Origin of the sequence: Thermoanaerobacterium sp. PSU-2, from assembly GCF_002102475.1 — a bacterium.
Classification (GTDB): Bacteria; Bacillota; Thermoanaerobacteria; order Thermoanaerobacterales; family Thermoanaerobacteraceae; genus Thermoanaerobacterium.
Window position 1 is genome coordinate 86,359 of record NZ_MSQD01000001.1, and the last position, 14,728, is coordinate 101,086.

11 protein-coding genes, 1 tRNA gene and 2 pseudogenes are annotated in these 14,728 nt (G+C 32.8%); 2 read left to right on the forward strand and 12 right to left on the reverse strand.

The features are described from left to right. Positions 1 to 23 precede the first annotated feature (23 nt). From queF to BVF91_RS00555, 8 genes and pseudogenes are all read right to left on the reverse strand, one after another. A complete protein-coding gene (gene queF / locus BVF91_RS00520) occupies positions 24 to 518 on the reverse strand; it encodes a preQ(1) synthase (protein WP_085111602.1) in 495 nt (164 codons plus the stop codon). A gap of 15 nt (positions 519 to 533) precedes the next feature. Continuing rightward, positions 534 to 1,022: a QueT transporter family protein gene (locus BVF91_RS00525; protein WP_085111603.1), complete on the reverse strand. Its 489-nt coding sequence runs from the start codon at positions 1,020 to 1,022 to the stop codon at positions 534 to 536. A gap of 207 nt (positions 1,023 to 1,229) precedes the next feature. Beyond that, positions 1,230 to 1,379: pseudogene (locus BVF91_RS00530) on the reverse strand (sugar phosphate nucleotidyltransferase); the annotation flags it as partial. Positions 1,380 to 1,419: 40 nt separating this feature from the next. Beyond that, positions 1,420 to 3,639, reverse strand: coding sequence for a YhgE/Pip family protein (locus BVF91_RS00535; protein ID WP_085111604.1), 2,220 nt, complete (start codon positions 3,637 to 3,639; stop codon positions 1,420 to 1,422). 95 nt (positions 3,640 to 3,734) lie between these two features. Next, the gene (locus BVF91_RS00540) at positions 3,735 to 4,307 is read right to left on the reverse strand and encodes a TetR/AcrR family transcriptional regulator (RefSeq protein ID WP_085111605.1); all 573 of its coding nucleotides are present in this window, start codon (positions 4,305 to 4,307) and stop codon (positions 3,735 to 3,737) included. A gap of 75 nt (positions 4,308 to 4,382) precedes the next feature. After that, complete coding sequence (locus BVF91_RS00545; RefSeq protein ID WP_085111851.1) at positions 4,383 to 5,258, reverse strand: DNRLRE domain-containing protein; 876 nt, start codon at positions 5,256 to 5,258, stop codon at positions 4,383 to 4,385. 31 nt (positions 5,259 to 5,289) lie between these two features. Further along, positions 5,290 to 7,065, reverse strand: coding sequence for a TPR domain-containing glycosyltransferase (locus BVF91_RS00550; protein WP_085111606.1), 1,776 nt, complete (start codon positions 7,063 to 7,065; stop codon positions 5,290 to 5,292). A 44-nt stretch (positions 7,066 to 7,109) separates the two neighbouring features. Next, a complete protein-coding gene (locus BVF91_RS00555; protein WP_085111607.1) occupies positions 7,110 to 7,763 on the reverse strand; it encodes a DUF6385 domain-containing protein in 654 nt (217 codons plus the stop codon). A gap of 183 nt (positions 7,764 to 7,946) precedes the next feature. On the opposite strand from BVF91_RS00555, the gene BVF91_RS00560 reads away from it, so the two are divergent. Beyond that, a tRNA-Leu gene (locus tag BVF91_RS00560) sits at positions 7,947 to 8,030 on the forward strand. A gap of 109 nt (positions 8,031 to 8,139) precedes the next feature. Here BVF91_RS00560 and BVF91_RS00565 read toward each other — a convergent pair. Further along, a complete protein-coding gene (locus tag BVF91_RS00565) occupies positions 8,140 to 8,847 on the reverse strand; it encodes an arginase (protein WP_085111608.1) in 708 nt (235 codons plus the stop codon). A gap of 245 nt (positions 8,848 to 9,092) precedes the next feature. Here BVF91_RS00565 and BVF91_RS00570 point away from each other — a divergent pair, with 245 nt between their 5' ends. Next, positions 9,093 to 10,895 (forward strand): ABC transporter ATP-binding protein, encoded by a 1,803-nt coding sequence (locus tag BVF91_RS00570; RefSeq protein WP_206198990.1) that lies wholly within the window; start codon positions 9,093 to 9,095, stop codon positions 10,893 to 10,895. A 471-nt stretch (positions 10,896 to 11,366) separates the two neighbouring features. On the opposite strand, the pseudogene BVF91_RS00580 reads toward BVF91_RS00570, so the two are convergent. The 3 genes and pseudogenes from BVF91_RS00580 to BVF91_RS00590 form a co-directional block, all read right to left on the reverse strand. After that, positions 11,367 to 11,758 (reverse strand): annotated as a pseudogene (locus BVF91_RS00580) (IS110 family transposase); the annotation flags it as partial. 229 nt (positions 11,759 to 11,987) lie between these two features. Continuing rightward, on the reverse strand, positions 11,988 to 13,307 hold the full coding sequence (locus BVF91_RS00585; protein ID WP_168170169.1) for an MFS transporter: 1,320 nt from the start codon (positions 13,305 to 13,307) through the stop codon (positions 11,988 to 11,990). A gap of 33 nt (positions 13,308 to 13,340) precedes the next feature. Further along, positions 13,341 to 14,663, reverse strand: coding sequence for a helix-turn-helix domain-containing protein (locus tag BVF91_RS00590; protein WP_085111611.1), 1,323 nt, complete (start codon positions 14,661 to 14,663; stop codon positions 13,341 to 13,343). Positions 14,664 to 14,728: the final 65 nt, after the last annotated feature.

Below are 14,728 nucleotides of genomic sequence, written 5' to 3' on the forward strand. Positions count from 1 at the left end.
GATATCTATATTATATCACAAAATCACCTGTTATCTACTTTTTCAGGGTACATATCATGGTAAAAAAGCCTTTTTTGTGCCACATCTTCCCACTTCGTACCAGGCCTTCCATAGTTACAGTAAGGATCTATAGATATTCCACCTCTTGGAGTGAACTTGCCCCAAACCTCGATGTATTTTGGATCCAACAGTTTTATTAAATCCTTCATGATTATGTTTACGCAGTCTTCATGAAAATCCCCGTGATTTCTAAAGCTAAAAAGATAAAGCTTTAATGATTTACTTTCAACCATCAGCTTGTCTGGAACATACGAAATGTATATTGTTGCAAAGTCAGGCTGTCCAGTCTTAGGGCAAAGGCTTGTGAATTCAGGACAATTGAACTTTACAAAATAGTCATTCTCTTGATGTTTATTAGGGAATGTTTCAAGCAAAGATGGATCGTAATCGAAAATGTACTTAGTCTCTTTATTCCCTAATTGAGATAATCCATTAAGCTCTTTCTCATCTCTTGACATGATACTCACACTCCATCATAATTTGTTTTTCAACTGTTTGACTAACAGTACGCCTACAATTCCAGGTATAATCTGACCTACTGTAACGCTTATGGCCAATATATGATACGGTATTTTAAGCAAAACAGAAAGCCAAATTGGCACTATAAGGCCTGGAAATAATATTATAGGAATTGAGATAAACCAATCATTTAGACGATACTTTCTAATAAGGTAAACTGCATACGACGTCAATATGCCTACAAAGAAGCCTCCAATCATATCAGGAAGCCCTAAGCCTCCCATTAAAATATTGCTAAGCATATTGCTTAACCCCATCGGCAATATCAAAAATGGGAAAATAGCAGCCAAGGCATAAATCGATGTGGCTATTCTTATTTGGTACTGACCAAAAGCGAAATTTTGTGTAAAGTACATTACAACAAGGTACAATGCCATTACCAATCCAGAGATAGTCAATTTTTGAGTAAGGCTGTACTTCTTTTTTAAAAATTCTCCGTTCATGCTATACCTCCTAAAATTTCCAGTTATCACATCCTTCCATAAACATAATGAAAAAGAGCACAGTCCACCTGTGCTCATATATGCAAACTTTTGATTTGCAATGCCCGTAGTTTTGTTTATAGACAGGATGGTTTCGAACTGTCTTATTCAATTACTTATTTATTTTAACACCTCTATAAGATTTACACAAGATTTTTTTGTTTATACCTCTATCTCCAATTCCAATTCTATCAATCTGTCGAAGTGGTCCTCTATCGCTCTTTTGTTTCTTCGTGTTATTATGAGTATATCCTCTATACCTGAGTTTACGGCTTCTTCAACTATATACTGAATCGTAGGTTTGTCTATCATTGGCAGTTTCAAAATTATTAAATATTTATGTGAATCTTATGTGAATTTAATTTGCAGCATTTAACTTTTCATCTATTTTATTCTTATCTCCTACCTTTCCCGACAGCAAAATTGACAAAAGCATAAATAAAATACCAAAACATGCTAAGATAAGCAAGTCGTGAATAATTAGCCCAATATTAGAACCTGAAATAGCCTCTCTCAATGCTTGAGTGCCATATGTCATTGGAAAAAATGGATTTAAAATATTGAAGAATTTCGGCTCTAATTCCATAGGGAATACGCCACCAGATGATGTCAACTGCAGCATCAAAAGAACAACGGCGAAGAATTTTCCTGCCATGCCAAGAAGCATTACAAAAAATCCGATAATAAACACAAAAACCACAGACATTACAGCATTTATAACGTAATAGTATAGCAAATTGTTCACAGGCAATTTAAGTGCTTCTATCAATACAAAACCAGAAACTATCGATTGAAAAATTCCTAAAATGCTTAAGCTTAGCAGTTTACCTACGACAATTGAAGCGTTGCTAATATCTTTATAGCCGTTTTTATCGTAAATATCAATTATAAAGAATAAAATCAATGCGCCAACCCAAAGTGATAAAGGTATGAAATACGGTGTAAACCCAATGCCATAATTCGCTACTGGATTTAATCTCTTAGTATCAAGAATAATAGGTTCATTTATCATGCTCTTTTTCTCATCAGTTGTACTCATCACTTCTATTTTGTCAGATGCATCACTAAGTTTTTTATAAAGAAGATCTTGATTTTTGTATAGTTTCTCCATGTTCTCTTGTATCTGCTTGCTGCCATTAGATACCGTCACCAACCCGTTATTTAAGTCTTTAGAGCCATTGTATAAACTAGAAGCACCTTGTTTTAATGCATTAAGTCCATCATTAAGTTCTAAAAGCCCGGATGTAATGTCGCTCATCTTTTGATTTAACAACGATATTCCATTTGCATACTGAGAAATGCCATTGCTTAAATTATTTTCACCATTTATAATTTGTGTTACTACTGTTTGCAATTGTGATACTCCATCATTCAATTTGTCATATCCAATTGTTAAATTATTAGTAGCGCTGTCTAATTTTTTAAGAGAATCGTTCAATGCATCAATCTTGGCCTTGTTAGTTTCAAGTCCGTTGATTATTTGTTTTAATCCTGAATTTGATTCTGACACAACGGTAACCGCCATCTTAAAATCCGAATCTGACATGGCCTCGGGGTGTTTATCAACATAATTGTTTAATGCAGCAACGGCACTATCCAAATTTGTCTGAATACTGTTCAATCCATTGCTTACCGAATCAAATTCTGTCAAAAATGACGATAGACTCTGACCAATTTGATCGTAACCATTTGTTACAGCGGTCGAGCCGCTTTTCAATTGGTTTATGCTGTTGCTTATTGCATTAAGACCTTGACTCACTCCATTTAAACCACTCTTTAGATTATTCATTCCATTTAAAATCAAATTGCTGTTTTTGTCCACTTCATCTAATTTCTGAGATAAAATCTGAGCGCCATTTGCTAAATTTGAAGCACCATAAGATGCATTATTTGCCCCAATACTTAAATTGTACAACCCATCTTTAAATTGATTTGTTCCAACCAAAGCTTTGTTAATGCCATCATTTAATTTTGACACACCGTCATTTAGCATTTTTGCGCCGTCTGATAATTGTTTTTCCGCTAAAGAAGCTTGTTTTAAACCATTTCCCATGTCTTTAACATTTGAAAAAACAGTATCTATATAGCTTTTCCTTATCGTATCAGATATTTTTTGCGTCAAATTTTCTATGGCTTTATTTCCAAGCTGTGTCGCCAAAAAATTCTTTTTGTCATTTGTTATATACTGAATATGAGCTTTTTCTACGGCATTGCCATTGACACTTAAAATATTTTTGGAAAAGTCCTTTGGTATCACTATCATAAAATAATATTTATTGCCTTTTAAACCATCTAAACCATCATCATAGCTTACAAAATTCCATTTGAAATCATGATTGCTTTTTAATTCCTTTACAATGTCATCCCCAAAACTTTTATATTTTCCATCGTATAGCACACTTTTATCCTGATTCACAACTGCAACTGGAAGTTTGTCTAACTTGCCATATGGATCCCAAAATGCATACAAATAAAGAAAGCTGTACAATAGTGGCATAAAAATAATCACTATGACTGCTAATCTAATAAATCTGTTTTGTGCCAATCTTTTAAGCTCATTAAAAATCACACCTATCATGAATACACCTCCAATATTTATTATACTGACTAGTCAGTTCTAACTTATTATAGTATCTTTGATCTTAAAAGTCAATAAAAAAACCATTATAAAGATTAATCTCTATAATGGATTCCATTAAATGTATATTCAATAACACTATCTGCTATATGTTCCGGGTCTATAACATCATTATTTCTAAATTGAAAGATAATAAGAGAGCTTATCATGCCAAAAAAAGCAGAAGATAGCAGTTTTTTATCACATCTTTCTATTAGCTTTTCTTCAATTCCTTCATCAATGATGTCCTCAATAATCTTTAAATAATCGTATATTTTTTCTCTAAAGCTATTTTGAATATCTTCTTTTCCCCACAATTGACTTAGCAATATAAGGACAAAATCTTTGTACTTAAATAAAAAATTCGACTGAACTACAATTATCTCCCTTAGTTTTTCTACAGAATTTTTCATGTGGCTTATTTTCTCCAGTATTTGATTCTTTAAAAGCGACAATCCTTCATCTATTAAGAATATCAATATATCATCTTTGCTATTAAAGTGATAATAGAGGGTTCCTTTGGCCACCCCTGCTTTATCTGCAATTTCATCCATTGTAGCCTTATAGAAACCTTTCTGAGAAATTATATCTATGGCTGCATTAAATATCTTTTCCTTTGTCTTATTCATTTAAAACTATCCCTCTTCATTCGATATTATACTATTAATATTATAATGCATTTTTTTAATTTGTGCTGCAATTTTTTAAACTTGTGCCTCAAACCACACGGTAATGTTTGCTCCTTTTCCTGCATCTTTGTTTTTATATGATAACCTTGAATATTGAGAAAATAAATAAGGTACCAATGCAACTGTTTTGCCTGCATCTAAAATTATTTCATTGCCATCCTCTATCCATAAATCGTCACCAGGACTTATGAGGAGTTTTACTATAACTGGATTTTCACTTGTATTATACACGAAGTACGTATATTTGTCATATGATGAGCAATCATTTACATCTGTAAAATTTTCATCATCATATGCCGTGTAAGTAAACTTCGCCTTCACAAATCTTCTTTCGTTTAGCGTAAATGGGTATCCTCCTATATAAGTCAGTTGTAACATTGGTCTTAAAGATATGTTTATTGATTCATCTTTAGAATAAAAACTTTTCGTTTCAAAGTTTTGCGCCTCTGGAGTTTTAAGCATTATCCCGTTGTTTTTGTAGATGCCACTTATCCATCCATTAACTATATTCGTTATATTAAATCCATACCAGCCCTCTTTAGTCACAGCCTTGGTAGAGCCAAATACTGTTTCATCAATATTCGGCCCATTATTCCATGTTGCTGTATTTTCATCCCATTCATCCACAATTAAAAACGGTGTAATATATGCAGGAATTGATGGATTTGTTGCATAATTGAAATAAAGCTTTAAAATAGCTTCAACCACGATAGAACCTTGTGGCACCATGCCTAAATCAAACTGTATAAGAGCTCTATACACCGATTTCCCAGAAAAACCAATGTAATACCTACCGATCCAAAGTGTAGGATCACTTCCTCTATTGCTGTTGGGGTAACCCGATTCTAATGACGTATCTTTTGTGGATGGCTGTATAATTATAGAAGGCATTTCATCACCCCTACAATCAAAATCAAAACAATCAACTAATTTTATCTTCCTTTTGCCCACACAAACTGCTTAATATAATCATACCTTCTTCATCGATTATATCAAATAGCTTCATAGAACGTGTCAATTCTTCTTCAGCAAGTTTGTACGCTCCATGCCGATAATAAAGTTTTCCTAATCTCAACAAAACATCTTTCTCATTTACCATATTAAGCATATTTAAAGATTTTTCAAACAAATCAAATTCCTGAATCTCAAATAATTTATCGAGTATAATAAAAATAACATTTGTATATGTGCCAGTGTCTTCAACGCCTATTGGCAATACCACATCTTTTTTAAGCAATAGGTCAAATTTGTAAAATACTTTATAAGCCTCTATAAAGTGTTTTTTTAACGACAACATTGGATTTTTTATATCTTTACCAATTAATAAGCAGCAAATAATATTATTAATATGACTATCAAGGGTGTATTCACCGCAATCTATCATTTCAAAATATTCTACGGCTTCACCATATCTGTGTAAATACATCAATGTTCTTCCTTTTATATAATACGTTATATTATTCTTCAGTGAATTTAGTGCCATGTCTATAAATTTTAGCGATTCATGATACTTGCCATTTAAAAAAAATATATCGCTTATAATCGTATACGCTTCAGGTGACACATCAAAATGCGAAACAATTTTTTCTATTGCAGTTTTCTCATCGTATCTGCTGAAATAAGCGTTTGATAATTTATACAGTATTGCTTTATTGGAGGGATTAAGTCTAAATGAATTTAAAAAACATTCAATAGCATTGTCAATATCTTTTATATCCATAAAAACTTCCCCCATGGCAAGGTAAGCTTTAAATCCGCCTACACCAGTTATAAACCTATCAATAAGCGGTGGTTCCCCCATGTCTATACATCTTCTAAAACAATTTATTGCTTCTTGGTGATGACCAATTCTATGATATAACATACCTTTTAAAAACATTATATCCGTTACATTTGGGTATTTTTCAATGGACTCATTGCATAAACTAAATGCTTCGTCAACCTTATTTAGTTGATTTAAACAAATAATCATCCTGATAATCAGTTTTGTCGTATAACCAGTCTTAACATCTTTTGAACAATCAAATGACTTTTTAAAGTAATTATACGCACGCTCATAATTGCCCAACGCCATGTACTCTGCTCCAATATTGAAATTGTGAAAAGGATTATCTGGATCTCTTTTTAGCTCTTTTTTAAGTATAGACATGTTTCTATTTCTTTTATCTTTTTCTTTGATGTTTTTGCGCAAATAGCCGTAGTGATAAACTTTTATCGGAACTTCTGCTACATTTCCATCATGATTTAATATTGAAATCAATATCTGTTCATGAATGGCTCCAGTAAATCTGTACTCATCTTTATTCTTAATGATCCTTACATTTAAGTTGGAAAGAGCATCTGATCCTTCTTCATCTCCTACATAGCTTATGGTTTCAAACAAATATGCATCAATTTTATCGTCTTTCAAAAGCACCTTTATCATTTTTTTACCATCTTCATCAAGCTCGTCGTCAGCATCCATCAGCAAAATCCAATCGCCTTTTGCCTTATCTAATGAAAAATTTCTGGCTGCACTAAAGTCATTATTCCATTTATAGTAAAATACTGTTGCACCGAATTTTTTCGCTATGTCAACAGTTTTATCAGTACTGCCAGTATCCACGATTATAATTTCATCGACTACGTCGTAAACACTTTTAAGGCATCTTTCAAGATTGTCCTCTTCATTTTTTACGATCATGCACAGGCTTAACATTTGAATCCTCCTTTCGAAAACATATGGGGCATAAAGCCCCATCGTTAAACCTGAGCGTTATAATAAAATTCTGCAGTGGCTGCGGCACCACCTGTGTCGTAATACAATCTTGTATACTGCATAAATTTAATAGCAGTCAAGACTGTAATAGATCCGCCTGCCAGACTAATACTATTGATGTCATCAACAAAATAGGTGTCAGTAGTAGTAGGACTTATCTGGAGTTTAATGGAAATAGTATTAGTGCCTGTATTCGTTATATAATAAGAGTACATGGATTTGTTGCCTGTATTCTCCATTAGAACAACACCTGTTCCAGTCACGCCTGCAATGCTTGTGGAGTCTTCTAAGAATGTCCTGCTTCCAAGTGTAAATGAATCGGTTGAAGCAGTAAGAGGCCTTATATCCAGCGATGATGCTGTTACAGTCACTGTACCAGCGACTGTAACTGTGCCGCTGCTAATAGTCACAGAATCAGTTGCACCACTTAGAGGTCTTATATCAAAGTTTGATGCGGTAACCGTTAAAGTTCCTTGTGCCGTTACTGTACCTGCTACAGTCACAGAACCATCAACAGTTGACAAAAGCTTTCCTGTCGTCGAATCTAACAATAGAGGTGTTGGTGTTGTGCCTTGCATTCCATGAACCAAAGTTTTTAGTTGCTCCGCCACTGGATTAAAAACTATATTGTTAGGCATCTATATCCCTCCTCTTTCTATATATTATGGAGATATAACTTTTTTGTTACTAAGTATATATTAGCAGTATGTATGCGGAAACTTGTATATCGAAATAAGCTTTTTGTCCTTATCTGCTATTGACATTTTAGCGAATATTAATTATAATACCATTGTTAAGTTTTTTGACATAAAGATTTATGTGCGGATGTGGCGGAATTGGCAGACGCGCTAGACTTAGGATCTAGTGTCTTTGACGTGGGGGTTCAAATCCCTTCATCCGCACCAAAAATTTATAGGTTGTAATGGAGATTTACATAGAAAAAAGGCGTTGACCCACTTTTAGGTTAACGCCTTTTACTTTTAAGAATATCTATACATACTATCCATGGATCTTTTATGAAAAATTGAGATAATAAAGTAGGTCTGAAAGTTGCGTTTTTTCAATGTCCCATTTCCTTTTATAAAGTTTAACCACTTTATATGGCAGGTTTAGGTTATTTACAAGCTTAAAAAACTCATCGTCAAGCCAAGGAGGTGTCCATGCACCCGATCTGCATATATGTATAGCTGCCGTATATATACCCTTAGGCAATGCATCAATATCATTGTAATACCTGACCGTAAAAAGTTTATTAAAATCTTTAAAATCCTCTGGCTTTTCGGTTGTATGATGGCTGTACACTATATGAGCCCTTTTTATCCGACCTTCATTTAGCAGTTTACCCATCCAATTAGCACAATTTAACTTAAAGTTTACCGAACTAATTCCCCCATATCCTAAATCAGCATGCGCATCTAAAGAGTACACTTCTTCACATTCATTTTTTATAGCTATATGATATGACAACATGTGAGACTCAGATACGTATACTTCAATGTCTTTTGCAAAACTGAAATGTTCTCTTATCTTATTCCAAAAATTATTCAACCGCAAGGATATGCCTATCGATTTTTCTAAGTCAACACCTCTTAAAGAGCTTTCTAAATACCTTTTATACCATATCCACTCTATATTTCTTGGTGTCTCAGTGTAGGAATTCAACCACTCTTTTTTTAAAGGAATAAAGTAATCCCAATCTATACTTAGTAGACTGCGAACCATATCCCTTCATCACCCAAAATGCTTAGAATAGTGGTTTCTCTCTATTTTTCAAATCCCATCCATTATTATATCACAATGAACAGAATAAGTAAGTTCATCTTCTTTATGCTTGTATACAATAGGGACTTCATTGTCATAGCATATTGGCGTACTTCATGGCTTCCTTAAGAAAAACATTTTTGACACATTAACAATACTTTTGATATAATTTATTCGTAATTTCTTTTAACGAAAGAATGATTCAAATGCAATCAATGGGATATCGTGGCAAGAGATTTTACAGAGAAACTGATGAAAAGCCTCACATCACGAAATCACTTATTTTACGCATACTAAAGTATTTTTTGCCATATTGGAAGCTAATGATAGTATTGTTTATGACTGTTATTTTTACTTCCATATTAGGCGTAGTCCCATCTATACTAACTAAAAACGTAATAGATATTGCACTGCCAAAGAAAAACTTGACGCTTTTGGTTGTATATATTCTTTTGTCGTTTGCAACGACATTATTGCTTAATATTATTACTGTTGGACAATCATATCTAAACAACATTGTCTCAAAAAGTATAATTAGAGACCTAAGATCCATCATGTACAACCACTTAGAACATATGTCTATAAGTTTTTTCTCTAATGCAAAAACAGGTGAAATAACTTCCAGAATCAATAACGACATTGGTGGAATAGAAAGTGTATTTTCAAATACGTTTATTCAGCTTTTATCTGGTATATTTGTATTTCTAACAACTGCAGCAACTTTGTTCTACACAAATTGGATGCTTGCCATCGTCAGCCTTCTGACATTGCCTTTGTTTGTAATACCTACAAGAAAGGTTGGCAAAAGACGCTGGGAAATAGCACTTAAAACCCAATCAAAACTTGCTGAATTGACAAACATAATAACTGAAACTCTAAATATAAGCGGTATGTTCCTTATTAAGCTCTTTACAAAAGAAAAAGAAAAATATAAAGAATTTGAAAAAGTAAATAATGAAGTGACACAACTTCAAATAAGGGAAACGATCATTGGCAGATGGTTTTTTATGACAATACAAACTTTTATCGCAATAGGGCCGATGCTTATATATTTGGTTGGAGGGATAATACTCATAAAGTATAACAGTATTACAATAGGCGGAATAGTCATGTTTGTATCACTAATATCAAGGCTATATGGCCCAGTAAACACATTTTCAAATATACACGTGGATATTATTAGATCATTGGCATTGTTCGAACGAATTTTTCAATATTTAGATCTAAAAAGCGAAATTTATGAAAAAGAAGAAGCATTGGTTATTAATGATGTAAAAGGTGATATCAAATTCGATCATGTTTATTTTTCCTATGATGGTCTGCACGATACTCTTAAAGATATCAACTTTGAAATAAAGTCTGGTCAAATGGCAGCTTTAGTTGGACCAAGCGGGGCTGGGAAAACTACCATTACTTATCTTCTTCCCAGACTTTATGATGTGAAAATGGGAGGAATCTTTTTGGATGGAGTAGATATAAGAAATATCTCACTTAGCTCTCTAAGAAGCCATATAGGAATGGTTACACAAGATACGTACCTTTTTAACACAACTATAAAAGAAAATCTACTTTTTGCACGCCAAGATGCCACAGATGAGGAAATAATAAATGCGTGTAAAGCAGCATATATTCACGATTTTATCGAATCTCTTCCTAACGGATACGATACAATTGTAGGAGATAGAGGTATAAAATTGTCTGGCGGTGAAAAACAACGCATATCCATTGCAAGGACATTACTAAAAAATCCCAAGATTATAATATTTGATGAAGCTACATCAGCACTCGACTCCAATTCTGAGTTTTATATACAAAAAGCATTAGAACCTCTTTTAAAGTCCAGAACCAGCTTAGTCATCGCCCATCGTCTATCCACCATAATTGCTGCAGACATAATATTTGTTGTAGTAAATGGTGAAATAGTTGAAAAAGGAAGCCATGAAGAACTTTTAAAAAAAGGAGGCGTCTACAAAGATTTGTATAACACCCAGTTTAGAATGAAAGAATGACGCTTTGATTTTAAACTCTGCGCCATTAATATCTTTCAAAAACTTTTTTGTTTTTTAGTGTGTTTTTATTTAAAAAGTGATTTCGCATACAAAAAGGGTATCGATAAAATCTCGATACCCTTTGATTGACTTAAATATTAGTGCGCCATTAGGGACTAGAACCCCAGACCCGCTGATCATTTTATTTTTTAAGTAGTTTTATTTATTGCGTTAGCAAAATGTTAGCAAGTTTCGTTAGTATGTTTTTGGCTTGAAACAGGCATTATACTTATTTAAAGAAAACATTAGGAAATATCCAATAAGCTATAAAAAACAAAACACATAAAATTAAAGAATAATACAAAATATATTTCCAGCTTTTGCTTATATCTCGAATATCTTTATGAAAAATTAATCTAAAAATAAAATCTGCGACAAAAATTATTATCATTGTGCCGATAAAAATTAATAAGTATTTGTACAACTTTAAAACCTCCATAGCGAGTTGTCGCGCAATTTTCTTTGTTCCCTATCATGAACATAGCTATACTTGAGAACCATGCTGAAAAAGATCTGCAATCCATTCTGCGTCTTTTACATCTGTCTTCCGTCTAGGAACAGCCTTCATGTCTCTTGCATTTATTACTATAGCACCTAATCCGAAAAGCTCGAATATATTGTATAATGGTTTCCAATAAGAAGCAGTGCTGTCCATGGCTATCATTTCACACCTTTCATTAAGTAGCCATGCAGTGAGTTCTCTTAATTCTGCTGTTGTTGTTCCGTACTCACAGATTTCCTTATCATTGCCACATTTAAACAATCAACTATCATTTTTTGGTGTGTACATCAATCCCCCAACAACTCTCGTATAATCTATCCATCACTTTTCACCTCATAAAGGAAGATTTTACGGCGCGGTTTCTTTATATTCCCTTATTTTACTATACGTCCTTTTGAACATTTTGTTATGGAAAGGTGGTTATACAAAAAGAAAGCCCCATCAGTTTATTTTACGAATTTGAATCTCAAATAGTCCCCACTCTCTGTGCTGTACACTCTAATTATACCACGATTATTACTGTCTATCGTGATGCTGTCAAAGCATAATGTTTATTTTGCATAATCTGGCAATTTGTCTATATCCGATAGAGATTTATTTTTAAAAAATGAGTATGTAACAATAAACAATGTGATTCCGGATAGAATAAATACCAATCGATAATTCAGCACACTTACACCTAATAGATTCTTAATAAAATCAATGAATCTATTGTCTACAGTAAGAATGTTTTTGAATCCAACATCTGTAATAGGACCTACAATAAGATATGCCACAGGCATAATGCAACGAATAATCATGGATCTTGCTGTATAAACACGTCCTTGCAGTTCCTTAGGCGTTTTTAACTGCCAAAGTGTCCCAGCAGCCACATTTGAAATCGGAATAAATAGCAAAAATAGCATTCTGCAAAGCGATACGGTAATAAACGATGCCCTAATTCCTATTAAAAGTAAGAAAACTGACGCACTAAGAATACAACTCTTTATCGTTTTTGTGTAGGAAGCATCGCTTTTATGTAATGTAGCAATAAAACTACCAATAAACATGCCAATTCCGCCAAATGTCTGAACAATACCTAACTGAGTGCTGTTTCCAATTGAAAGCATTAAAGGAGTAATGAGTACAACAGCAAGATTATCCAGAAAATTAGCAATTGCAAAGAGAAATACCAATAATGTAAGCCCCTTTCTTGCAAAAATAAACTTAAAACCATCATTCAAATTATTAATAAATTGATTCCAGCTCCATCTGTTTTCTCTCACTTTTTCATTTTCAAATTCCTTATTAAATATTCTTGCAGGGAAGAACATCCAGATAGCCATGGAGATGACGTATGTCACCAGATCAATTATAATGATTCCTTGTAATCCTATAAATGTATATAGAATGCCTGCAATTACAGGTGTCAATAAGTTATTTAATGAATCACTTACTTGATTCATACCATTTGCTGTTTTCAGATTTTCTTTGTCTACAATGTAGACGATTGATGATTGCACAGCAGCACTCTCAAACAGATTAAATGCTGCAATCAATAAAATAATTATGTAAGTAATAAATAAGTTAAAATAGTTATTTCTTAAAAGGAAAATAAAAGCGAAAGACACAATAGCAGCTCCTGTATTAAAGAATATAACTACTCTTTTTGTATTAAACTTATCAGCAACAAAACCTGCAATCTGCGAAAGAAATATTGCAGGCAATACTGAAAAAAGAATAGAAATAGCCAATGGCGTAGCTTTGCCTGTTTTCTCATATATCCATACACTTAGTCCAAAGTCTGTTAAGCCACTTCCGAGAATAGATATTAATTCAGCAAACCAAACGAAGACAAATTGCTTATTTATTTTTATCTTTGAATTTAACAATGATATTACCTCTTTTCTTATAATACCATAAAGTCAACGAGGCTTTATAAAAATATTCGAATACAGTCTCATTGATCCTGCAATTTTATCAGCCTCACTCAAATGATTTCTACACTTGTCTACATTATCATCTTCTAAATACAATTTTGATAGCTTTATGTGAACTTTTAACAATTCTTTTACGCTGTTTATATTTTTGACAACTTCCAATATTTTGTTGTATGTGTTTATTTCTTTTTCTCTATCGTTTAATTGCTTATAAATATCAGCCAATCTGTAATTTCCCATTATGATGTATTCTATGTCATTGTTTTTATTAGCTATCGAAATGCCTTCTTCCATGAGACTTATAGATTCTTTGGTGTCCCCTATTTTAAATAACACGTTGGCTTTTTCAATAAGTGTATGGGACAATGATTTTTCATCTTTGCTGCGCCTTATCTTCTCTGCTTTATCAAGATACTCTAAAGACTTTTCATAATCATTTAGATCTGCGTAAATTTCGCCAATATTGCTGTAAATAAATCCTGCTATTGAATTTTCATCATTAACACCGTTTAGTAAATTTTTATATACGTCTAAAGATTTTTCAAGAAAGCCCATCGTTCTAAAGCAATTGGCTTTTATAGAACTTGCATAAATATAGTTAATAAGTTCATCTGATTTGTTACAATCTTTAAGAAATTTCTCAGCATATTCTATTGCATCATCATATTTGCCAATGTGTTTATAACATAATGAAATGTTATAAATCGCTTTATTTCTTATGCTTTTATCGTTTATTTCATCAGCAAAACTCATGGCTTTATCAAAGTAAAATATTGCTTCTGCATAATCAGTTATATTCATCTTGCAAACGCCTAACATATTATAAACGTATGGTATCTGTTCCTTGAATCCATACATCATCAATAGTTCAAGGGCTTTGTTGTAGTTCAATATTGCATCTATATATTTATTTGCATTATACATTATGTCGCCAATTTTAATGCTTATCAGTGCGTTTACTCGCTTTCTTCCGTATTTTTCTGCAATTTCAAGCAATTCATTTATTTTGCTTAAATCATCTTCATTGTTAATCTCTTTTAATTTTTGGACACAATAATATTCGGCTTCTTCAGCAGGCGTCATTAAAAGGTATTCACCATCTATGTTTAGATTTATGCCAATCTCTTTGGCTCTTTTATTAAATTTCTCTGCTATGACAGAAGCTGTTTCTTTGCTCATAGTGCTTCTACCGCTTTCAATCATGCTTATAAAGCCTCTGGTAATGTTTTTATCCTGTAGTTCTCTCTGTTTCATCTTAAGCATTTTCCTAATTTTCTTTAGCCTTTCACCTTGAGTTGAAAATTCCATATAAATTTCCCACTTTCTTTTTTATATACTGTCTTAAGTCTTAAATTAATATCTATTATACAATA

Coding starts and splice junctions, on each gene's coding strand:
- BVF91_RS00540 (WP_085111605.1), bottom strand. CDS start 4,307: ATGAATAAGACAAAGGAAAAGATATTTAATGCAGCCATAGATATAATT.
- BVF91_RS00555 (WP_085111607.1), bottom strand. CDS start 7,763: ATGCCTAACAATATAGTTTTTAATCCAGTGGCGGAGCAACTAAAAACT.
- queF (WP_085111602.1), bottom strand. CDS start 518: ATGTCAAGAGATGAGAAAGAGCTTAATGGATTATCTCAATTAGGGAAT.
- BVF91_RS00570 (WP_206198990.1), top strand. CDS start 9,093: ATGCAATCAATGGGATATCGTGGCAAGAGATTTTACAGAGAAACTGAT.
- BVF91_RS00550 (WP_085111606.1), bottom strand. CDS start 7,065: ATGTTAAGCCTGTGCATGATCGTAAAAAATGAAGAGGACAATCTTGAA.
- BVF91_RS00535 (WP_085111604.1), bottom strand. CDS start 3,639: ATGATAGGTGTGATTTTTAATGAGCTTAAAAGATTGGCACAAAACAGA.
- BVF91_RS00590 (WP_085111611.1), bottom strand. CDS start 14,663: ATGGAATTTTCAACTCAAGGTGAAAGGCTAAAGAAAATTAGGAAAATG.
- BVF91_RS00525 (WP_085111603.1), bottom strand. CDS start 1,022: ATGAACGGAGAATTTTTAAAAAAGAAGTACAGCCTTACTCAAAAATTG.
- BVF91_RS00545 (WP_085111851.1), bottom strand. CDS start 5,258: ATGCCTTCTATAATTATACAGCCATCCACAAAAGATACGTCATTAGAA.
- BVF91_RS00565 (WP_085111608.1), bottom strand. CDS start 8,847: ATGGTTCGCAGTCTACTAAGTATAGATTGGGATTACTTTATTCCTTTA.